Genomic DNA, 22,006 nt, shown 5'->3' on the forward strand with positions numbered 1-22,006 from the left:
TTCTCGTGCAAACTGTTGCATCAGCTGTTCGGGCCGCGCTGCTGACGGGGCAGCCGCGTGCCAAATGCTTTGCCGCGCGTGATGTCGCGCGCCGCTGGCGACGAGGCGAACTGGCGTTTGAATTTGACGTCTCGATGCCTGCCGAGCCGGCGCGACCTGACCATCCCGAGCTGCTGCCTCCCAACCGCATGCCGAAACGCGGCAAGTTCGGATCGGAGCGCGGACGCATCGCCTTGTGGCACAGCCTTGCCCATATCGAATTCGTCGCGATCGACCTCGCGCTCGATATGGCGGGCCGGTTCGGAGCGCAGATGGGACGAGAGTTTGTCTCGGACTTTCTATGGGTTGCCGCTGACGAGGCGATGCATTTCGCGCTGCTGGCGCGCAAGCTGGAGAGCTTGGGCAGCCGCTATGGCGAACTGCCAGCCCATGGCGGCCTGTGGCAGGCAGCGCATGACACGCGTCACGACGTCGCGGCCCGTCTTGCCGTGGTACCGATGGTTCTCGAAGCGCGCGGTCTGGACGTCACTCCTGCCACGCTTGAGCGCGTGCGCGGTGCAGGAGACGAGCATGGCGCGAAGATTCTCGCTCGTATCCTTGACGACGAGATTCGCCATGTCGGCTTTGGCACCAAGCACTTTTTACGAGTGGTCGATTCTGCGGGTCAGGAGCCATCCGAAGCGTGGAAAACGCTGGTGAGCACCTACTTTCGCGGGCCTATTAAGCCGCCGTTTAACGACTCAGCCCGTCTTGCAGCCGGTTTGTCGCGGGACTTTTATGAAGGAGTTGCGCATTAACGAATCGCACCGATAACTGACCCCACACGAAGGCGCAGGGACAGCCTTTACAAATTTGCATACGCTTCTGGGACCACGAAGGTTCCATGAAAAACAGAAAAAATTTAGCGTGTGCTTCAGACTAATGGCGATAACGCCAGTCAGGACCGGGTCATTATGATTTCGCGCTTTTCGCGACCAGTTTCCAAGATCGCCGCTGCATTTTGCGCCGCCGCGGGCTTGATGGCAGCAAGCCCTGCGCTTGCGAACACTTCGACCAACGCCGCCGCCGCCGACATGGCAGAGCCAGCGCTTGAAGCTCAGGACGAAGGTTTCGCCAACAACGATGAACGCTTCACCGAGCTTTTCGCAAGCTGGTCCGCGCTCGATAACAAGGGCCCGCAGGCATCAGGCATCGCCCCAACCGTGCTCGAACGCTCGGTCGTCTCGATCCCGTCACGCATGCCGCTCGAAGGCGCTCGTCTGAGCAGTGGGTACGGAATGCGCAACCATCCGGTTCTGCGCCGCCGCCGCGCTCACAATGGCGTCGATCTCGCCGCGCCCACCGGCACGCCGATTTACGCGACCGCAGACGGTATCGTTGGCCGCGCCGACTGGTTCTCGAGCTACGGCCTCTACATCAGCATCGACCACGGCGCCGATCTCGAAACGCGCTATGCACACATGTCCCGCCTCGCGGTTGCCGCTGGTGACCGTGTCAGGAAAGGCGATGTGATCGGCTATGTCGGTTCGACGGGCCGTTCGACCGGGCCGCACCTGCACTATGAAGTGCGCGTAGATGGGGTTGCGGTTAATCCGATTCCCTATATGGTGGAGACCGAAGAGCAGATCCAGATGGCCGAGGAACGCAGCGACATGCTGCCGGGACGCCGCCGGATCGGCGCTGGCGGACCCTAAGCCGCACTGAACAGATTGCCCGCCTGGAAGCGGGTCGGACATTGGAGAGGGTGTCCGAGTATAGGCGGCGGGTTTTCCCGCCGCCTTTTTTTGCGCGCGCAGTCTGCCCGCTGTGCAGCGGCATTCAGTCTCCTTCTTGCAACCGATTTCGCTTGAGTGGCTCTCCCGCCTCGCTAATCTTGTGTCCGAGAGAGAAGCGCAGTCCCTCGTCGAGCGGGCGAGGCGCTGCAGATGGGAGAGAACATGAGCATGCATCCGATCGCGCACGCCGCGAACCGTCCTGACCACCCGGCTGTCATCATGGCCGGAAGCGGCGAGCAGATGACGTTCAAGCAGATGGACGAGGCCGCCAACCAGTTCGCCCAGTTGCTCCGCGCGAAGGGATTGCATGAGGGAGATGCGTTTGCCGTCCTGCTTGAGAACCGGATCGAGTTCTTCACTCTCATCTGGGGGTCGCAGCGCGCGGGCACGATGCTTGTGCCGATCTCCACGCGCCTTACCGCTCCCGAGGTCGCTTACATCATCAAGGATGCAGAGGCGAAGATCCTCATCACCTCGACCCACTATGCCGATGTGCTTGCGGGCGTCCGCGGCGAGCTTCCCGATCTCGAAGTCCTGATCGCCGATGGTGGCGGAGACGAGGACTTCGCGAGCGCGCTTGCCGCGCAGCCCACCGATCCCATCGCCGACCAGAGCGCGGGCGTGGTGATGCTCTATTCCTCCGGCACGACCGGGCGGCCCAAGGGCATCCGGCCCGCCCCTCCCGAAGATCCCGACGTGCAGGCGGCGATCCCGCTCATGGGCCTTGCGATCATGGGAGCAGGCATGCCGACCGACGGATCGATGGTCTATCTCTCGCCCGCCCCGCTCTATCACGCAGCGCCCATCGGCTGGGCTTCGACCGTGCACCGGCTCGGCGGGACCGTGGTGGTGATGGAGAAGTTCGAACCCGAGGCTGCACTGAAGGCGATCGAGACCTACAGGATCACCGACAGCCAGTGGGTGCCGACGCATTTCGTGCGCTTCCTCAAGCTCGATCCCGAAATCCGCACCCGCTACGACCTCTCCAGCCATCTGCGCGCGCTTCACGCTGCCGCGCCGTGCCCCGTTCCGATCAAGCGCGAGATGATCGAGTGGTGGGGGCCGATCATCAACGAGTACTATGCCGGTTCCGAAGGCATCGGCATGACGCTGGTCAAGAGCCCCGAATGGCTCACCCACCCCGGCAGCGTCGGTCCCGCGATCTACGGCACGCTCCACATCTGCGGCCCCGATGGCGAGGAGGTCGCGGCGGGCACTGACGGGCTGATCTACTTCGAGAACGCGCTGCTGCCGACCTATCACAACGACCCCGACAAGACGAAGGACGCCATGCATCCCAAGGGCTGGATGACGCTGGGCGACATCGGGCATGTCGATGATGATGGCTTCCTCTATCTCACCGATCGCAAGAGCCACATGATCATCTCGGGCGGGGTCAACATCTACCCGCAAGAGATCGAGAACCTGCTGGTGACGCATGACAAGGTCATGGATGCCGCCGTGATCGGCGCACCCGATCCTGACCTTGGCGAGAAGGTGGTCGCGGTGGTGCAACCGATGACGATGGACGAGGCGGGCGAAGCGCTCGAAGAGGAGCTGCGCGACTTCCTTGCGCCGAACCTCAGCCGCGTGAAGATGCCGAGGCTCTTCGACTTCCGCCCTGAGCTTCCGCGCGAAGCGAACGGCAAGCTGTACAAGCGCGAGCTGCGCGATGAGTTCGCCGCTAAGGCGTCAGAGAGCGCGCAAGGGTGAGCGAGCCTGCCGCCCTTGCGCCCGACGTGGCGCGCGCCATCATCGCGCCGGAAAGCTATGCGAGGTGGGACCCGCTGCTCGACTTGTTCGACCGGCTTCGCGAGGACAGCCCGGTCGCCAAGATCGTCGCCGAGGATGACAGCTTTGAGCCGTTCTGGCTCATCACTCGATACGAAGACATGATGCGCATCTCGAAGGACAACGCCACCTTCCTCAACAACCCGCGCCCCGTCGTCTTCTCCACCCGTCAGGCGACCGAGTTCAGCCGCGCGGCGACGGGGTCGGACATGCTGGTCGATTCGCTGGTGGTCTTCGATGCGCCGATCCACCCCAAATACCGCAAGCTCACGCAAGACTGGTTCATGCCGCGCAACCTGAGGCAGATCGAAGATGAGATCCGCGCGCTTGCCCACCAGACGGTCGACCGCATGGTCGAGGCGGGGCCCGAACTCGACTTCGTGAAGGAGGTCGCCGGGCCATACCCCTTGCGCGTCGTCATGCAGATCCTCGGCGTCCCGCCCGAGGATGAGCCGCGCATGCAGATGCTCACCCAGCAGCTGTTCGGCGGGCAGGATGCCGATCTCTCGGGTACTGGCATCGAGAACATGTCGCCCGAGCAGGTCGTGCAGCTCGTCGCCGGGGCCGTGACCACGTTCGAGGACTACTTCGCCAAGCTTGCGGAAGAGCGCCGAGCCAACCCGACCGACGATGTCGCAAGCGTGATCGCCAACGCCACCGTCGATGGCAAGCCTCTGCCGCCGCGCGACATGGCTGGCTACTACATCATCGTTGCGACTGCCGGGCACGATACGACCAGCGCATCGACTGCGGGTGCGATGATGGCGCTGGCGAACGATCCTGCGCAGTTCGCAAAGGTGAAGGCCGACCGCTCGTTCCTTCCCGGTATCGTCGAGGAGGCGATCCGCTGGACCAGCCCGGTGCAGCACTTCATGCGCACCGCTGCCGAGGATGTCGAAGTGGGCGGGCAGCTGATCCGCAAGGGCGACTGGATGATGATCAACTATGTCGCCGCCAATCACGACCCCGCCCAATTCGACAATCCGCGCCGCTTCGACGCCGCGCGTTCGCCCAATCGGCACCTCGCTTTCGGGGCGGGTGCGCATCAGTGCCTTGGCCTGCATCTGGCGCGGCTTGAGATGCGGCTGCTCTTCGAAGCTTTGCTCGACCGGGTCGAGGCGATCGAGCCAGCGGGCGAAGCGCGGCGCGCGAACAGCACCTTTGTCGGCGGGCTCAAGACGCTGCCCGTGCGCATAACGGCAAGCTGATTCGCATACCTTGGTGTCTTGCCACGCCACCCGCGCCCTCCACCCTTCCACCCGGATTGTGTCCCGGTAGGCTCCGGGTGGAAGGGTGGAGGGCGCGGGTGGCCCGGTCCGATCCGGGGCAAGAAGTGGACCGCATGTTACACGGTCCAGGGGCAAAACCGCGATTGTGTCACTCTGGCTGCAAAAAGTGTCGCTGTAGCGGCCAAAAGTGTCACCATAGCCTCCGAAACCGTAACTCTGCGCGCGCGTAATCCCACGCGCGGCGTTCAGGTCGGGGCGAGCCGCCTTTACCAATCCAGAAGCAAGCGCGTGCCAGGGTCTCATGCACCCGGCCTATCAAGCGGCTTCGATGTAGGAAAATCAGGGCCAGCTGCGAAGTGAAGCGCAATGCCTAAGCCCCCGATATGGGGAGCGCTGCGCAACATTACAAGGTATATGCACAAGAAAAAGGTTCAATCACGAATTATTGCGCTGCAATATACGATTTATCTGTCTTTTTCACACAACATGTGTTAATCGACAATTCATGGGAAAAGTTTGGAAACGCTTCGCATTTAACTGCTGCGGAGCCGCGAATTCGACTATGCTGGTCGAGGGAATCGGCTGCGTTTGTAGCGCTGACGCGAGGGCTTCTTGGGAGGGAGTGCTCACATGACTTTGCTGGAACCGCACAACCTGCCTTTTGCAGGCGCTGCGATCCTCTTGATCTTCATCGCGCTCGCACAGGTGATCGGGATGGGCGACATGTTCGAGGGCGCGGATGCCGATCTCGACCTCGATGTCGATGCCGACGGGCTTGAGCCCAGCGGGTTCTTCGCCTCGCTGGTCAGCCTGCTCGGGATTGGACGTGTGCCGTTCCTGATCTGGCTCGCCATGCTGCTGTTCGTCTTCGCCGCAATCGGTGTCGCGGGGCAGCAGGGCCTGATCGAGACGATGGGCGCGCCTGCTCCTATGTGGCTCGCCGCGCCGGTGGCCGCAGCGGTCGCGCTGCCGGTGACAGGGGCGCTCACCCGTCCGCTCGCCCGCCTGCTCCCGCAGGATGAAACCAGTGCGGTCGGGTTAGACAGCCTCGTGCGCCGCGATGCCGAGATACAGATCGGCAGCGCACGCGCAGGCAGCCCGGCGCGCTCAAAGGTGATCGACCGCCACGGCCACCCGCATTTCGTCATGGTCGAACCGCATGACCCCAGCGCCGTCCTGACCGAAGGTGAGACCGTCATGCTGGTGCGCCGCGAGGGCGAGACATTCTACGCCGTTCAATACGAAAACCCGATGCTGGCCCTGAACTAGACGCCGCCGGGATCAATCACACGCCGCGCGCTCCCCGACAGCACGCGCGGTTCACCAAACAGGAGGGAAAATGGAAAACTTAATCGATCTTGCAATCTGGATTGGCCTCGGCTTTCTGGTATTGCTCATCATCTTCGTCGTGCTCACCAGCCTTTATCGCCGCGCGTCCAAGGAAATCGCTTTCGTGCGAACCGGCGTCGGCGGTGAAAAAGTCGTGATGAATGGCGGCGCGCTGGTGCTGCCGGTGTTCCACGAAACCATGCCGGTGAATATGAACACGCTGGTTCTCGCGGTCGTTCGCCGCGATGGCGAGGCGCTGATCACGCTCGACCGCCTGCGCATCGACGTGAAGGCGGAATTCTACGTCCGCGTTCGGCCCGATGCGGGCGCCATCGCGATGGCCGCGCAAACGCTGGGCCAGCGCACGATGCAGCCCGATGCCCTGAAGGATCTCGTCGAAGGAAAGTTCGTCGACGCGCTGCGCTCGGTCGCGGCGGGGATGACCATGAACGAGCTGCACGAACAGCGCGCCGACTTCGTCCAGAAGGTGCAGCAGGTTTCGTCCAACGACCTCGCGATGAACGGTCTGGAGCTGGAATCGGTCTCGCTCACCGGGCTCGACCAGACCAGCATCGAGCATTTCAACGCCAACAACGCCTTCGATGCCGAGGGTCTGACCAAGCTCACCGAACAGATCGAAGCGCGCAAAAAACTGCGCAACGATATCGAGCAGGACACCCGCGTCCAGATGGAGAGCAAGAACCTCGAAGCCGACCAGAAATCGTTCGAGATCGGGCGTGACACCGAATATGCCCGCCTTCAGCAAGAGCGTGAGGTCGAGGTGCGCCGTGCATCGCAAATGTCCGAAATCGCCCGCGAACAGGCCGAGCGTCAGCGCGAGGCAGATGCTGCCCGGATCGAAGCGAAGAAGCAGGTCGATGCCCAGCAGATCGAGGCAGACCGTCTCGTTGAAGAGGCACGCATTGACCAGCAGCGCGCGCTCGAAATCGCCCGGCAGGAACAGCAGATCGCTGTCCAGAACAAGTCGCGCGAGGAAAGCCAGGCCAAGGCCGAAGCCGACGAAGCGCGCGCCAAGGCGGTCGAAGCCGAGGAGCGGGTCGTCACTTCGCGTGAAAGCGAAATCGCCGAGCGTCAGAAGAAAATCGAACTGATCGAGGCTGCAAAGCAGGCAGAGCGCGAAGCCATCGGCATCAAGGTCGAGGCCGAGGCCGAGAAAGACGCCGCGACCAACCGCGCCGAGGCAGCAAGGCTCGAAGCCAAGGGTCAGGCCGACGCCGAAGTGCTGCGCGCCGAAGCCGACCGCATCCGCTTCGAGGTTGAGGCAGCCGGTCAACAGGCGATCAACGAGGCGGCCAACATCCTCTCGATGGACCAGATCAGCCTCCAGACCAAACTCGCTCTGCTCAAGGTCCTGCCAGAGGTCATCCGCGAAAGCGCGAAACCGATGGAAGCGATCGACAGCATCAAGATCGTGCAGGTCGATGGGCTCACCAATGGCGGCGGCGGATCGAACGGATCGGGCGCTGGCGGTGCAAGGAGTGGCGGTTCGGGTAACCTTGCCACCGACGCGGTATCAGCCGCTCTCGCCTACCGTGCGCAGGCGCCGGTTCTCGACGGGTTGATGAAGGAACTGGGCCTTGACGGCTCGTCCATCGGCGGCCTTGCCAAGGGTGCGGCCGACACGGTGCAGGAACCAGCCAACGACAAGTCGCTGACGCAGATCATGGCCGACGTCGCCGAGCAGGTGCAGGAAGCCGAAAAGCAAATCGGCGGGGACGACGAGCGCACGGAAGACGCCGCCGAATAAACCGCGCCATTCGCGCTTGAAGGACGGGGCTCGTCATGGCGGGCCCCGTTTCGTTTTGAACTAGCCGAGCAGCCTCTGGGCCATTTCGCGCACTTCTGCACCCATGTCCTCACGTTCCAGCGCGAGCGCCAGTGTCGCCTCGACAAACCCGAGCTTGCTTCCGCAATCGTACCGGTTGCCATCGAAGGTCACGGCGTGGAAGGGCTGGGTGCCGATCATCTTCGCCATTGCGTCGGTCAGCTGGATCTCGCCGCCTGCGCCTTTTTCCTGGTCTTCGAGTACCCGCATGACTTCGGGCTGGAGGATGTAGCGGCCCGAGACGATCTTGTTCGACGGGGCTTCGGCCACCGGGGGCTTTTCGACAAGGCCCGTCACTTCGGTGAGCGCTCCGTTCTGCGCGCCCGGCGCGATGACGCCGTAGCTGGAGACCTCCTCCATCGGCACTTCGAGGACGCTGATGAGGTTGCCGCCGGTTTCCTCATAGGCATCGACCATCTGCTTCATGCAGCCTGTCCCGCCCTTCTTGCCGATCATCAATTCGTCGGGAAGGAAGATCGCGAAGGGTTCATCGCCCACGATGCCGCGCGCGCACCAGATCGCGTGGCCAAGGCCCAGAGGCACCTGCTGGCGCACGGTGATGATGTCGCCCGGCGTCGCGCGCGTCGGGTCGAGCACCGACATGTCCTTACCGCGCTCGCTCATTGTGTCTTCAAGCTCGTAGGCGACATCGAAATGCTCGACGATGGCGGTCTTGCCGCGCCCGGTCACGAAGATCATCTGTTCGATCCCCGCCTCGCGCGCTTCGTCCACAGCGTACTGGATCAGCGGACGGTCGACGATCGGGAGCAATTCCTTCGGTATCGCCTTGGTGGCTGGCAGGAACCGTGTGCCGAGCCCTGCGACGGGGAAGACGGCTTTCTTGATCGGCTTAAGTGACATGAAAGTGAACTCTCTTCGAACTGGTGCGTTTCAAGCGTCGTCGGTCACGTGCCCTGCTGAAACTGCAAGGTCAATGAAAGGCCTCCCAAACGCGCTCTTTGTTGCTGGCAATTGTTGCAGGTCAGTTGCGCAGACCGCCCGTTACGCTAAGGAACTGCGCCATGGACAAACTCATCATCAAGGGCGGGAAACGCCTGTCGGGCACCATTCCCATCTCCGGTGCCAAGAATGCCGCTCTCACGCTCATCCCTTGCGCGCTGTTGACCGAAGAGCCGCTGACGCTTCGCAACCTGCCGCGCCTCGCTGATATCGATGGCTTTCAGCACCTGATGACCCAGTTCGGCGTTTCGACCGGTATTCGCGGCAAACGCCCCGAAGAGTTCGGCCGCGTCGTCACTTTCGAAGCGTCGCGGATCACCTCGAACGTTGCGCCCTATGACCTCGTTCGCAAGATGCGCGCCTCGATCCTTGTGCTGGGGCCGATGCTGGCGCGCACGGGTGAGGCGACCGTGTCGATGCCCGGCGGCTGCGCCATCGGCAATCGCCCGATCGACCTGCACCTCAAGGCTCTCGAAGCGTTCGGCGCGGATATCGAACTCACCCAAGGTTACGTCAAAGCCTCCGCCCCCGACGGCGGATTGCCGGGAGGCGATTTCGACTTTCCCGTGGTCAGTGTCGGCGCGACGGAAAACGCGCTCATGGCGGCGGTCCTTGCCAACGGCACGAGCCGCCTGACCGGTGCTGCGCGCGAGCCGGAGATTGTCGACCTGTGCAATCTGCTGACCGCGATGGGCGCGGAGATCGAAGGGATCGGCACGTCCGATCTGACCATTTATGGCGTAAAGCGCCTCAACGGCGCGACCTACAAGGTCATGCCGGACCGGATCGAGGCGGGCTCCTATGCCTGCGCTGCGGCAATCACAGGCGGCGAAGTGCGCCTTGATGGTGCGCGCGCCGGTGACATGATTTCCTCGCTCGCCGCCCTGCGCAAGATCGGTATCGAGGTTGAGGACGACGCCAAGGGCGTGACGATTAAGGCCAACGGAGCCTTGAAGCCGGTCGATCTGACGACCGCCCCGTTCCCCGGCCTTGCCACCGACATGCAGGCGCAGCTGATGAGCCTGCTTTGCAAGGCCCATGGCACCAGCGTTCTGACCGAAACGATCTTTGAAAACCGTTTCATGCATGTGCCGGAGCTGACCCGGATGGGAGCGGACATTTCGACCGAGGGGCGCATCGCCATCGTCAAGGGCCCTGCCGAGCTGACCGGTGCCGAAGTCATGGCGACCGACCTTCGCGCCTCGATGAGCCTCATCATCGCAGGCCTTGCAGCCAAGGGCGAAACACAGGTGCGCCGGATCTATCACCTCGATCGCGGATATGAACGGCTGGAAGAAAAACTCCAGCTCGTCGGCGCCGATATCGAGCGTGTCAGCGACGATTGATCGAGCACCCTAAATTTGGAACTTTTCGGGGCGGATGCGACTTCATTTGGGTAAGAACTCAATTGGAGAACCCCCATGCTCGCTAAACTCGCACTCCTCGGCGCGGTCGGCTTTGCCGGCTACAAGCTCTACCAGAACTCGCAGGTCGACCAGAACGGCGTCGCCTTCGCTGATGGAGAGCCCAAGGGCGCATTTCGCAATGCGGGTGCCGAGGCAACCGGCACGAAAGGCGACACCATGACCGATCAGGACGAAGCGCTCGACGCGACCTTTCCTGCCAGCGACGCCACCGCCAAATACTAAGCCCCGGCTTTTCCAAGAGCGCGTTCAGGGCACGTTGGTGACCAGCCAGACCCGGATCGCACTGGCGAGACCGGGCGGCGTCACTGACCTGATCCGCTCGGCATCGATCTTTGCGACAAGTGCGCTGAGCGCCATATCCTCACGGATAGCGGCTTCCTTGAGCATGTCCCAGAACAAGGGCTCAAGGCTGATCGACGTCTTGTGCCCGTCAATCGCGACCGAGCGTTTGACCGGCGGGTGATACGCCGCACCCGAAGTTTCGCCGCCGCTCACTTATAGTGCTCGCGCCGGTCGGAAAATGTGCGCACGCGCTTGCGCCATGCGCGATAGCTGCCCGGCTTGAGCCGCGAACGCATGAGCGCCTTTACGTCCTTCTCTGCGAGGCCAAACTGATCTTCGATCTGCGAAAAGCGCACGTGATCGCTCAGCGCCATTTCGACGACGGCGCTTTGCTGGGCTTCGGAAAGGGCGCGGGATTGGCTGGGCAAGGCGTGTTCCTGAAAATGCGGGCGGCTGGCAGGTGGCATCAATACATACGAAGCGGGGGCGCGGTAATCTGCATAAATTGTCTCGCGAGTTCACGCAGGTTCTTACACGCTCTCAGGCAAACCCCAGAAAATTTGGGGTGGTTTGCGGCCTGTTACTGACCCTACAAGACGGCATGTCGGACTGCCTCAAATCACTCACCGAAAAGGAAAAAGAAACACTGCGTCTGATGGCACGCGGCCATGATGCGAAGTCGGCCGCGAGCGAGCTTGCCCTGTCGGTGCATACGATTAACGAAAGGCTGCGCAACGCACGGCGCAAGCTGGATGTCACATCGAGCCGCGAGGCCGCGCGCATCCTGCTCGAAAGCGAGACAGCTGCCTTGGCGGGCACCCCCAAAAATTCTGCATACGAACAAATCGGGGATGCGCCGGACACCGACACCAGAGATCATTCCTCCAATACGAAACACAGGCCCAACCGGGCCGCTTGGATAGGAGGAGCTATTGTGATTATTTTAGCCATCGGCTTAGCGTTCGCAGCCATGTCCGCAGATCATTTGACCGAGGACACTCCTCGTACTGGGTTTTCGCAAGACGGTGCGGCCAACCAAGCCTGCGATGATGAATTGTCGGCATGGCTTTCGATGCTGATAGGAGCTGCCGAAGTCGGACCAGATGGAACGGTTGCGCTCCGATATCCCGTCGGTGATCCGAGGTTCCTGAATGCGAACAGCGGAAGATACTGGCAAATTTCGACTCGTGAACAGGCTGACTTTGCCTCACGCTCGCTTTGGGACAAGCGCCTGGATGCCGATTGGGAGAACGCTTCTAAGGAGACAAGGTTCTTTGACACGGACGAATTGGGAGAAGAGCAATTGAGAAAGGTGGACCGCATTCTTCGCCTTGCTGGAAGCGAGACCGATTGGCTTTTCATGATCGCGGTAAAATGCTCCAGCAGTGTCACCTCGGAACATTAGGAGTGAGGCGTGAGCCTCGAGCTCTATTCGATCAAGCCGCGCGCGCCTTGCGCAAAAGCTTGGCGAAGCCGCTTGAGCGTGTTTGGTCGAACGGCTGGAGGTGAAGCGCGCAGCGCGCCAGTTCTTCGGTGTCGATCGGATGCTGAAACTGGATGCCGTATCGGCCATTCTCGTTCCAGCGAACCTGAGCAAGCTGTGCAGGCAGCCCGTCGAGCTCAAAAGTGATCAGCCGCCCGAGCTTGAGTTCGGCTTGACTCGCCACTTTCGCTCCTTCGCAGCTGAGGTCCACCAACCGCGCATCGATGCGCTGGCGCGCGTCCTGAATGCGGACATTGCCGGTCATGTTGAGGCGAAGCGGGCGAGAGGGGTGCGGCGATTGTTCGCGCAGGAATTCCTCGACCGTGATCTCGCCGCCGAATTGATATCCCGCCTGTCGCTGGCTGGTCCAGACACGCTCAACCGGGTAGGTCAGATCATTGGACAGCTGCAGCAACGTGCGCTTTTCGGGCGGGACGGGGTGAGCAAAGCCAAGCCCCACGCCCAGTGAAGACACATCGCGAATAAGGCATAGATACTCGCCCGACTGGCAAACCAGCTTGGCACGGCGAAGCAGCAAGGAGGCGCGCTTTGCGGCCCTCACTTCTTCTCCCGACCATGCCTGCTTACCGTGTTCCACGCTTGCACCCCCTGGTTCTTGGTAAAGATCCCGGCCCGGTTCGTAATAATTTCTAAGTGAAAATAACGAGGGTTGGTTAAGAATTCGCTAAGAGCGGCCTCGCTCGCCGCCATGATGATTTGGGAACCGTGTCCGTCAACAGCCGTAAGTCTGGTATGGACATTCAACGCGACATTGAAAATTACCGCCTCAGCAAACCTTCGCGCCTTGGGCGGGGGATTGAACGCTTTACCCACCCCTTTGGCAAAACGCTGGCCGGGCTCGTGCCGGACACTGTGATCCGCGCGGTCATCAAGGGCATCGACCAGGCGGTGGCGATCCCGCAATTGATGACTTTCGACCATGACGTGCACGACATCGAAGCCGCGCATCACGCTGCACGCAAGGTGAGCCGCGCGGCGCAAGGGGTCAGCGCTTCGACCGGCGCGGCAGCGGGATTGGGCGGCGCCGTTTCGATGACTGCCGATATTCCGGCGACGATGGCCATCGCCTTGCGGACGATCCGCGATACGGGGCGCGCGTTCGGTTTCGACGGCGAAGGTCCGGAAGAAAAGATTTTCCGGCTTCAGATACTGGAGCTTGCGACACTCGACGACCCTGATGTGCGGCGCGATCGTATCGCGGATCTCGAAGCGCAGATCGACCCCAACGGGCATCTCAAATCTGCAAAGGGCGACGACATTTTCGGCGTGGTGGATCAGGCGGTCGAACGCATTTCGCGTGCGCTCGCCTTCGCCGCGTTCCGAAGCCGTGCAGGCATGCTCGTTCCGGTGGCGGGCTCTATCGTCGGCGGTCTCGTCAACTCATCGTTTCAGGCCGATATCGGCAAGGCGGCGCGCTTCGCATTTCAGGTGCGCGCTTTGAAACGCGCTGAGATGATCGAAGGCTGACCGCCGCCTTCCCCCGCCTCAATACATGTGCTGACCACCGTTGATGCTCATGGTCGAGCCGGTCATGAAGGCGCCGTTGTTTGACGTGAAAAAGGCCACGCCGCGGGCAATTTCCTCGGCCTGACCGAGACGGCCGACCGGGATCTTGGCGACGATCTTCTCAAGCACCGGCTCCGGCACGGCGGCGACCATGTCGGTGTCGATATATCCCGGCGCGATGGCGTTGACTGTCACGCCGAATTTTGCGCCTTCCTGTGCGAGCGCCTTGGTAAAGCCGTGAATGCCCGATTTGGCGGCGGCGTAGTTCACCTGACCATACTGGCCCGCCTGCCCGTTGATCGAGCCGATATTGACGATCCGGCCCCATTTCCTCTCGCGCATGCCGGGGAAGGTGGCCTTTGCCATGTTGAAGCACCCGCCAAGGTTCACGCGCATGACGTCGTTCCAGTCGTCAAAGCTCATCTTGTGAAGCGTGCCGTCACGCGTGATGCCGGCATTGTTGATGACGATATCAACCTCGCCATATTCGTCGGCAACTCTGGCGCATCCATCGAGGCACGCTTCGTGATCGCCCACATCCCACTTCATGGAGGGGATGCCCGTCTCCTCGGTGAAGGCAGCGGCGGCGTCATCGTTGCCGCCATAATTGGCGATGACCGTGTGGCCTTGCCGCTTGAGGCGCTGGCAAATGGCCTCCCCGATCCCGCGCGTGCCGCCCGTGACGATTGCTACCCGGCCCATAATTCCTCTCCCTGATTTTGTCTGCGCGCGAGCGTAGCGGTGCCGTAGCGTCAGGCAACAAAAAACCCCGCCGAAGCAGGGTCTTTCATACCAATGTCGTAGGCGCGCACGGCGCGCGGCGCGATCAGAACTTGATCTGAGTGCCTACGTAAACAGCCTGGCTGTCCTGAACCGAATTCGTGAGCGGGGCGAGGCGGTCGCGTTCCTGCGACAGGCGGACACCTGCGGTCACGTCGAGATTGCGCGAAAGGCGGAACGAGCCGCCGACATCCACGGTCTGCGAACGGATGGCATCAAGCGTGTTGGGCGAACGGCCAGCGATGGCCTCATCCTCAAGCTCGATCCGGGGTTGCAAACGGCTGGGCTTGTCTTCGCGGGTCGGCTGCGACGGCGCGAAATCGGCCAGGTCTGGCATTTGCAGATCGCTGAGCGTTTCGCGCAGCGCCGGCTGGCGACCCGAAACTGTGGCCGCAGGGGCGGGCGTACGGGCAAAGCTCTGATAACCGCGCGCGGTGCCCAGGTTGAAACGGCTTGCCTGAAGACCGGCGATACCGGGGCCATTGCCCGGAATGCCGTCTGTCGTCGGACGTATCGAAATGGCGCGCGCTGTCTCATTGTCGACGCGAACCGCCACGGTCACGGTGCGTTCGCTGTCCCTTGCGTTCACGCCCACCGGGGTGAAGCGAATTCCACGTTCGCGCGCTTTTTGTGCGACGCGCGCGGCAAGTTCGGGATCGACAGATGCGGGCGTGAAGACGTCGAACGCGCTTGTGCGCGGGCCGCGATCCTCACTGGCGAGGCTGACCACGGCAAGGCCAGTGCTCGGCAAGGCGAGCAAGAGCGCGCCGGCCACGCCAAGCAGCGGCAGCCGGGGCTGCTTTGTCGCTGTCTGTGTGTCCTTACGTGCCATCTTCAGCCCTGTTTATGTTCGAGTATTCTACGCTTGCCTTGCAGGTTAGATCCGGGGTTTCCCGAAAACTTTTCAGACCAGATCGAGCCTTAACTTGCGCTGAGCGGGCCCCGACTCGCTATCGATAGATTAGAATTATGACAGTTGTTGATAGGTGTGTGACAATCAAAAGCGCAATCATTTCGGTGATTTCTCCTCCGCTTAGCGCAAGACCTGTTGCGCCCAGCACACAGACTCGTTCTCACTTCTGCGAAGAATCGCCCCCGAGTCGCTTCCGATTCGGTTCAGCGCAGATACAGCGCGAGAGGCCAATTCTGCGGCTCACCCGTGAGGCCTTGCCGCAGGCGAGTGCCGGGTCTAGAGCAGGCTCCACGCCAAATGAGGGACATGTTTTTCCAGTGACACGCCGTATTTCTGCACTTGCCACACCGATCCGTCTCACCGCTGCGCTTGGCGCGCTCGGCCTGCTCGCCGCATGCGGTGGCAACGAACGTCCCCGCACCGAACTTGCCGCAGCGCAATTGAACACGATCGGGGTCAACGCCTATCTGTGGCGCGGCGCGCTCGAAACGCTCAGCTTTGCTCCATTGGCTTCGGCTGACAGCGCTGGCGGCGTGATCGTAACCGACTGGTATGCGAACCCTTCGAACCCCAACGAGCGGGTGAAGGTGACCGTGACCATCCTCGACCAAGACCTGCGCGCTGATGCCTTGCGCGTTTCGGCCAGCCGTCAGGTTGTCGAAGGCGCTGGCTGGGTCGATGCACCCGTGCAGGCGGCAACCGTCCAGAAACTTGAGGATATCATCCTCACCCGTGCCCGCGACCTGCGCCGCAAAGCGCTTGCCGGCTAAACAAACCTTGCGCCCTACCGAGGGCGCGCTAGCGGTTTTTCATGACTGACACTCGATTCGATCCGTCCATCGCCGACGGGCGCTGGCAAGTTGCGTGGGAGAAGGCCGGGACCTTCACGGCCAACTCCGACAGCGACAAGCCCAAGAGCTACATCCTCGAGATGTTTCCTTATCCTTCGGGGCGCATCCACATGGGCCACGTGCGCAACTACACGATGGGCGACGTACTAGCGCGCTACAAGGCGATGCGCGGTTTCGAAGTGCTTCACCCGATGGGCTGGGACGCGTTCGGCATGCCGGCCGAAAACGCCGCGATGGAAAAGAAGGTCCATCCGGGGACATGGACCTATGCCAATATCGAGGCGATGAAAGCGCAGTTGAAGCGCATAGGTTTCGCGCTCGACTGGACCCGCGAATTCGCCACCTGCGACGCCGAATATTACGGCCACGAACAGGCACTGTTCCTCGACATGTACGAAGCTGGGCTCGTCTATCGCCGCTCATCCGAGGTCAACTGGGACCCGGTCGACATGACCGTTCTGGCAAACGAGCAGGTCATCGACGGCAAGGGCTGGCGATCGGGCGCGGAAGTCGAAAAGCGCAAGCTCGATCAATGGTTTCTGAAAATTACCGACTTTGCGCAAGGATTGCTTGACGGCCTTGATGAGCTTGAAGATTGGCCTGACAAGGTAAAACTGATGCAGGAAAACTGGATCGGTAAGTCCTCGGGCCTCGAATTCTCGTTCCAATTGTCGAATGGCGAGACCCTGCCGGTCTACACGACGCGCCCCGATACGATCTTCGGCGCAAGCTTCGTCGCGGTCGCTGCCGATCACCCGATTGCGCACGCTGTAGCGCAAGAGGACCCGCTTGCCGCTGCGTTCATCGAGGAATGCAAAAAGGGCGGCACCACCGCTGCCGAACTCGACACTGCCGAAAAGCTCGGCTTCGCAACGCAGCTTTGGGCCAAGCACCCCTTTACCGGCGATCCGATGCCGCTCTTCATCGCGAACTTCGTGCTGATGGATTACGGCACCGGCGCGGTCATGGGTGTGCCCGGCCACGACCAGCGCGACTTCGAATTCGCGACCAAATACAGCCTGCCGATCCAGCGCGTCGTCGCGCGCGATGCGAGCGAGGCCGACGCGCCGATGGGCGATGAGGCCGAGCCCGGTGACGGCGTGATCGTCAATTCCGACTTCCTCGATGGCCGATCCGTCGAGGACGCCAAGGCCGAAGTCATCGCCCGCGCCGAGAACGGCGGCTGGGGCAAGGGCACGACCGTGTGGCGCCTGCGCGACTGGGGCATTTCGCGCCAGCGTTACTGGGGCACGCCGATCCCGTTCATCCATTGTGCCAAAGAAGATAGTGGCTGCGGGATTGTGCCCGTCCCCAAGGACCAGCTGCCGGTCAAGCTGCCCGAGGATGTCGATTTCGAGACGCCGGGCAACCCGCTCGAACGCCACGCGACGTGGAAGCATGTCGATTGCCCCAAATGCGGCGGCAAGGCGACCCGCGAGACCGACACGCTCGACACTTTCACCAATTCCAGCTGGTATTTCCTGCGCTTTGCCTCGCAACCCGCCGACGCGCCCTTCGACCCGGCGGAAGTCGCCAAGTGGATGCCGGTGCAGCATTATATCGGCGGGATCGAACACGCCATCCTGCACCTGCTCTACGCTCGCTTCTGGACCCGCGCGCTCGCTCATATCGGCAAGCTCGATGTGAAGGAGCCGTTCGGCTCGCTGTTCACGCAAGGGATGGTGACGCATGAGACTTACGCGCTCGGCGATGGCAGTTGGCTCAGCCCGAACGAAGTGCGCAAGGACGGCGAGGATTACGTCCACATCGAAAGCGGCGCTCCTGTTACCGCTGGCCGCGTGGTCAAGATGTCGAAGTCGAAGAAGAACGTCGTCGATCCCGACAACATCATCGCGCAGTACGGCGCAGACGCGGTGCGCTGGTTCATGCTGTCCGACAGCCCTCCCGAACGCGACCTGCCCTGGTCGGAGAGCGGGATCGAAGGCTGCTGGCGTTTCGTCCAGCGCCTGTGGCGACTGTTCGACCAGATCGACGAGAGCGCGACCGGCGTAGACAAATCACTCGCGCGCAAAGCCCATCAGGCAATCGTCGCGGTGGCCGAGGATATCGAGGCGTTGAGCTTCAACAAGGCGGTCGCGCGCATCTACGAACTCACCGGAGCAGCCGAGAAAGCCGAGCCGAGCGAGAGCCGCAATTTCGCGATCCGCACCATTCTGCACCTGATTGCGCCAATGATGCCGCACCTCGCCGAGGAAGCCTACGCCAAGCTTGGCGCAGATACCCTGCTCGCCGACGCCGCGTGGCCCGAGCATGATCCGGCGATGCTGGTCGAGGACGAGGTCACCATCGCGATCCAGCACAAGGGCAAGCTGCGCGACACGCTGACCGCACCCAAGGGAGCGTCGAAAGAGGACCTCGAGGCGCTTGCTTTGGCCAGCGAGAAGGTCCAGCGTTCGCTTGATGGAGCGGAAGTGCGAAAAGTGATCGTGGTGCCCGACAGGCTGGTGAACATCGTAACGTGATGCGCGGCTCGCTCGCCTTGGCAGCGCTGCTGGCGCTTTCGGCCTGCGGTTTGCAGCCGATGTATGGCGGCGGCACGTCGAGCGGCATCGCGCAAGGATTGGCCGCTGTCGATGTGCCCGCCATTCCGGGCCGCGACGGGTGGCTGGTTCGCAATGCGCTTCAGGAACGGCTCGGCGCGGCGGGCGATGCCTCGCCCCGCTATCGCCTCGACGTGCGGCTCGACGATGCGCTTGAGGCGCTGGGCGTGCTCAACGATGACACGATCAGCCGCGAACGCCGCATCCTTCGCGCGCGATACCAGCTGGTCGATCTCGTCACTGGCGAAATCCTCCTCGATGCGACGGCTGGGTCTGACGCGGGTATCGACGTGGTCTCCTCGGAATATGCGACCATCGCCGCAGAACAGCGCGCGCTCGAATTGCTCGCCCGCGACGTTGCCGACCGCATGACGCGCCGCATCGCGCTTGCGCTTCGAGAGCAAGAGCAAACATTGGGTACGCAGTAGCGCGAGGGGTGCATCGCGCATGAAAGCCAAACATTCCGAATTCGCGCGCGGACTTCCAAGGACCGCGCAGCAGGCCTCAATCTTCTTCTTCTGCGGACCCGACGAGGCCGGGGCCTCCGCAGCGGCGAACCGGGTTGTCGAAGGGCTCCGCGATCCGGGCGAGCGGATAGAATTGTCGGGCGGCGATCTCAAGCGCGATCCCGCAAAGCTGGGCGACGAGGCGCGCTCGGATTCGCTGTTCGGCGACAAACGCCACATCTTCGTGCGCGCTACCGGCGACGAAGCGCATGATGCGCTCAAAGCGCTGATCGAGACGGCTGACGTTGGCGGCGGAGATGCCGCGCCGATCCTAGTCGTCGCGACCGGCGCCACCGACAAGTCGCGCACCGCCAAGCTGCTCGAAAAGCGCCCCGATGCGCTGGTGGCGATGTTTTACCCGCCCGACCTTTCGAGCGTGGCGGCGTCGGTCCGCTCGATGGCTGATGGTGCCGGGCTCAGGCTTGGCGGCGATCTTGCAGAACGGATCGCGCGCGCGGCGGGTCTCGATGTGCGGCTGGCGCAGTCCGAAGTCGACAAGCTCGCGCTTTACCTCGACGCTTCCTCGCAAAGCCCCAAGACCGCATCGGTCGAGGATTATGGCGAGATCGGAGCTTCGACCGAGGAGGACGGATTCGCGCCAATCGTTAACGCTGTTCTGGGCGGGGAGCTCGGAAAACTGGCGGTAGAGTTAAAGCGCATGAAGGAATTGGGCCTCAATCCCGTGGGGCTTCTGCTGGCGATAGAACGGCGCGCGGCACAGCTTTCGCAGATCGCCGCACGGCTTGGTCCACGCGGCAGTTTCGAAAACCTCGATCGCGGGGAGAAGGCGCGCCTCGGCATCTTCTGGAAGGAAGAACGCGATATTCGTCAACAGGTTACGCGCTGGCGGCCCGCCAAGCTTGAACGTCTGGTCCCGCGCCTGATCGCGCTTCACCAAAGCCTGCTTGCAAACAGCCAGGCTGCCGAGCTGCTCCTTGCTCAGGACCTAGCCGAGATCGCGCGGTTTGCGGCGAAAGGGTAGCAAATCCGGACACTCCGGCATTTCGCACTCGCAAAAAATAAGCATTTCTGCGTAAATAGCCTTTAAGGGTCGGGGTAAAAGTTGGGGGTGCTTCCTCGCGGAAGCGCATGAGGGACGATGAATAAGCTTTCCGGACCGCTAGTCGATAGCGGTTCATCCGATACGAATCTGCGGGGCATAGCGCCGTCGCTCGAGAAGCGACGTCTGCGTGCCTACGTTCTTCTGATGCTGTTCGATGCGGCGCTCATCAATCTTGCTTTTGCAAGCGCGGGGCTGCTCTACGAAGGCTATTGGTGGAGGGCGCAGAACATGCTGGCAGCGCAGACATTGCTGCCGGTCTATTTCACCATCGCCTTGTACAACCAGACCTATGGCGGGCGCGCGCTCGACGACTGGATGTTCGCCAGCCGGCAGGCGCTCACCGCTCTGGTGATTTCGGCCGCCTTGCTCAACTTCGTGGCATTCTACACCAAGTCGAATGCAGAGTTTTCGCGCGTATCGGTAACGCTGGGCTTTATCTTCTCGGCGATAATGGTGGTCGCGATGAGACGCCTCGTCCCGCTGGTGATCGCGCGTTACTGGGGCGGGCGCACGTCCAACCGGCTGATCATTGACGACGGAGGGCCGAGCTTTGCACTCGACAACTCGCTTCGGATCGACGCGGCCGAATATGAACTCGACCCAACCAGCCACGATCCCTTTATGCTCGACCGGCTCGGCAAGCTGCTTCAGAACCAGGACAAGGTCGTCGTATCGACCCCGCAGGAGCGGCGCGAAGCATGGGCCTTCCTGCTCAAATCCACCGGGGTTTATGGCGAGGTAGTAAGCGGGCCCGCTCACTCGCTCGGCGCGATCGGTGTGCACCGGTATGAAGTGCAGGACCGGACAACACTAGTGGTTTCGACCGGTCCGCTCGGCTTTCGTTCGCGCATTTCAAAGCGGTTGTTCGACATCGTGCTGGCCGGAGGGGCGCTGGTTATTCTCTCGCCGCTGCTGTTGTTCATTGCTGCCCGGATCAAGCTTGAGGACGGCGGCCCTGTCCTGTTCGTCCAGCGGCGGCTGGGGCGCGGGAACCAGTTCTTCAACATGTTGAAATACCGCTCGATGAAGGTCGAGCAGAACGATGCCAATGGCGATCGCTCCACCGCGCGCGACGATGACAGGGTGACTAAGATCGGCGCCTTCATCCGGCGCACGAGCATCGATGAATTGCCGCAGATCATCAATGTGCTGCGCGGCGACATGGCGATTGTCGGCCCTCGTCCCCATGCGTTGGGAAGCCAGGCGGGGAACAAGTATTTCTGGGAAGTTGATGCGCAGTACTGGCGTCGCCACTGCCTCAAGCCGGGTCTGACGGGCCTGGCGCAGGTTCGCGGCCATCGCGGCGCGACGGCGCAGGAAAAGGACCTGACGGACCGGTTGCAGTCGGATCTTGAATACATCTCCGGCTGGTCATTGAGACGCGATATCGAGATCGTCTGGCGCACGATCTTCGTACTGAGGCATGATAATGCGTTTTAGGTTCTGATCGCCCATCCGGGCGATCTCCTCGGTGCAATCGCTTCGCTGCGCTGCGGCGGGCACCCGCGGACGCGCAGTCGCGCTTGCGGCTGATTTTCAGCCGTGTCAGCGCACTCTCGGTTGACGATGACCGAATTCGGTCGCGCTAGCGACCGCAAGGCCGACTGGCCGCCCGGAGGAGCGAAGCGACGAAGGAAGCCAAGCGGGCCGGATGGCCCGCGCCCGGCGTTTGAGGCTCTAAAT

The 22,006-nt window shown here is 62.1% G+C and carries 21 protein-coding genes; 15 read left to right on the forward strand and 6 right to left on the reverse strand.

The genetic code is table 11. From position 1 onward, the window contains the following. The first annotated feature begins 5 nt into the window (after positions 1-5). From CD351_RS02815 to CD351_RS02840, 6 genes are all read left to right on the forward strand, one after another. Positions 6-797, forward strand: coding sequence for a ferritin-like domain-containing protein (locus CD351_RS02815; protein ID WP_111991213.1), 792 nt, complete (start codon positions 6-8; stop codon positions 795-797). Between the two features lie 156 nt (positions 798-953). After that, entirely contained in the window at positions 954-1,694 is a 741-nt protein-coding gene (locus tag CD351_RS02820; RefSeq protein WP_369880820.1) for a M23 family metallopeptidase, read from the forward strand. 249 nt (positions 1,695-1,943) lie between these two features. Then, positions 1,944-3,488 carry an acyl-CoA synthetase gene (locus CD351_RS02825; protein WP_174214295.1) on the forward strand — a complete coding sequence of 515 codons (1,545 nt, stop codon included), beginning with the start codon at positions 1,944-1,946 and terminating at the stop codon, positions 3,486-3,488. Further along, a complete protein-coding gene (locus CD351_RS02830) occupies positions 3,485-4,774 on the forward strand; it encodes a cytochrome P450 (RefSeq protein WP_111991215.1) in 1,290 nt (429 codons plus the stop codon). The genes CD351_RS02825 and CD351_RS02830 overlap by 4 nt, the downstream gene beginning before the upstream one ends. A gap of 651 nt (positions 4,775-5,425) precedes the next feature. After that, a complete protein-coding gene (locus CD351_RS02835; RefSeq protein ID WP_111991216.1) occupies positions 5,426-6,064 on the forward strand; it encodes an OB-fold-containig protein in 639 nt (212 codons plus the stop codon). A gap of 70 nt (positions 6,065-6,134) precedes the next feature. Beyond that, positions 6,135-7,892, forward strand: a complete 1,758-nt coding sequence (locus tag CD351_RS02840; RefSeq protein WP_111991217.1) for a flotillin family protein — start codon at positions 6,135-6,137, stop codon at positions 7,890-7,892. A gap of 60 nt (positions 7,893-7,952) precedes the next feature. On the opposite strand, the gene CD351_RS02845 is transcribed toward CD351_RS02840, so the two are convergent. Further along, positions 7,953-8,831 (reverse strand): UTP--glucose-1-phosphate uridylyltransferase, encoded by an 879-nt coding sequence (locus tag CD351_RS02845; RefSeq protein WP_111991218.1) that lies wholly within the window; start codon positions 8,829-8,831, stop codon positions 7,953-7,955. A 161-nt stretch (positions 8,832-8,992) separates the two neighbouring features. Between CD351_RS02845 and murA the strand changes: the two genes are divergently transcribed. After that, on the forward strand, positions 8,993-10,276 hold the full coding sequence (gene murA / locus CD351_RS02850; protein ID WP_111991219.1) for a UDP-N-acetylglucosamine 1-carboxyvinyltransferase: 1,284 nt from the start codon (positions 8,993-8,995) through the stop codon (positions 10,274-10,276). 75 nt (positions 10,277-10,351) lie between these two features. Continuing rightward, entirely contained in the window at positions 10,352-10,579 is a 228-nt protein-coding gene (locus CD351_RS02855) for a hypothetical protein (RefSeq protein ID WP_111991220.1), read from the forward strand. A 24-nt stretch (positions 10,580-10,603) separates the two neighbouring features. Here the strand turns inward: CD351_RS02855 and CD351_RS02860 are convergent, their stop codons facing one another. Both CD351_RS02860 and CD351_RS15830 read right to left on the reverse strand, forming a co-directional pair. After that, positions 10,604-10,852 (reverse strand): ribbon-helix-helix domain-containing protein, encoded by a 249-nt coding sequence (locus CD351_RS02860; protein WP_111991221.1) that lies wholly within the window; start codon positions 10,850-10,852, stop codon positions 10,604-10,606. Beyond that, positions 10,849-11,067 carry a DUF2805 domain-containing protein gene (locus tag CD351_RS15830; protein WP_199797900.1) on the reverse strand — a complete coding sequence of 73 codons (219 nt, stop codon included), beginning with the start codon at positions 11,065-11,067 and terminating at the stop codon, positions 10,849-10,851. Before CD351_RS15830 ends, CD351_RS02860 begins: the two co-directional genes overlap by 4 nt. A gap of 173 nt (positions 11,068-11,240) precedes the next feature. Between CD351_RS15830 and CD351_RS02870 the strand changes: the two genes are divergently transcribed. After that, complete coding sequence (locus CD351_RS02870) at positions 11,241-12,044, forward strand: response regulator transcription factor (RefSeq protein WP_111991223.1); 804 nt, start codon at positions 11,241-11,243, stop codon at positions 12,042-12,044. A 31-nt stretch (positions 12,045-12,075) separates the two neighbouring features. On the opposite strand, the gene CD351_RS02875 is transcribed toward CD351_RS02870, so the two are convergent. Further along, positions 12,076-12,720 (reverse strand): PilZ domain-containing protein, encoded by a 645-nt coding sequence (locus CD351_RS02875; RefSeq protein ID WP_111991224.1) that lies wholly within the window; start codon positions 12,718-12,720, stop codon positions 12,076-12,078. A 128-nt stretch (positions 12,721-12,848) separates the two neighbouring features. On the opposite strand from CD351_RS02875, the gene CD351_RS02880 reads away from it, so the two are divergent. Next, entirely contained in the window at positions 12,849-13,610 is a 762-nt protein-coding gene (locus tag CD351_RS02880) for an EcsC family protein (protein ID WP_234027199.1), read from the forward strand. Positions 13,611-13,628: 18 nt separating this feature from the next. Here CD351_RS02880 and phbB read toward each other — a convergent pair whose 3' ends face one another. Further along, positions 13,629-14,351 carry an acetoacetyl-CoA reductase gene (gene phbB, locus CD351_RS02885; RefSeq protein ID WP_111991226.1) on the reverse strand — a complete coding sequence of 241 codons (723 nt, stop codon included), beginning with the start codon at positions 14,349-14,351 and terminating at the stop codon, positions 13,629-13,631. Between the two features lie 124 nt (positions 14,352-14,475). Continuing rightward, positions 14,476-15,261 (reverse strand): hypothetical protein, encoded by a 786-nt coding sequence (locus tag CD351_RS02890; protein WP_111991227.1) that lies wholly within the window; start codon positions 15,259-15,261, stop codon positions 14,476-14,478. Between the two features lie 398 nt (positions 15,262-15,659). On the opposite strand from CD351_RS02890, the gene CD351_RS02895 reads away from it, so the two are divergent. The 5 genes from CD351_RS02895 to CD351_RS02915 all read left to right on the forward strand — a co-directional run bounded on the left by CD351_RS02895 (position 15,660) and on the right by CD351_RS02915 (position 21,763). Continuing rightward, a complete protein-coding gene (locus CD351_RS02895) occupies positions 15,660-16,112 on the forward strand; it encodes a DUF3576 domain-containing protein (RefSeq protein ID WP_111991228.1) in 453 nt (150 codons plus the stop codon). Between the two features lie 41 nt (positions 16,113-16,153). After that, a complete protein-coding gene (leuS, locus tag CD351_RS02900; protein WP_111991229.1) occupies positions 16,154-18,676 on the forward strand; it encodes a leucine--tRNA ligase in 2,523 nt (840 codons plus the stop codon). Continuing rightward, positions 18,676-19,182, forward strand: coding sequence for an LPS assembly lipoprotein LptE (gene lptE, locus CD351_RS02905; protein WP_111991230.1), 507 nt, complete (start codon positions 18,676-18,678; stop codon positions 19,180-19,182). Before leuS ends, lptE begins: the two co-directional genes overlap by 1 nt. A gap of 19 nt (positions 19,183-19,201) precedes the next feature. Next, complete coding sequence (gene holA, locus CD351_RS02910) at positions 19,202-20,242, forward strand: DNA polymerase III subunit delta (protein ID WP_111991231.1); 1,041 nt, start codon at positions 19,202-19,204, stop codon at positions 20,240-20,242. A gap of 117 nt (positions 20,243-20,359) precedes the next feature. Further along, positions 20,360-21,763, forward strand: a complete 1,404-nt coding sequence (locus CD351_RS02915; RefSeq protein WP_111991232.1) for an exopolysaccharide biosynthesis polyprenyl glycosylphosphotransferase — start codon at positions 20,360-20,362, stop codon at positions 21,761-21,763. Positions 21,764-22,006 lie beyond the last annotated feature (243 nt).

The organism is Erythrobacter sp. KY5, assembly GCF_003264115.1.
Lineage (GTDB): Bacteria > Pseudomonadota > Alphaproteobacteria > Sphingomonadales > Sphingomonadaceae > Erythrobacter.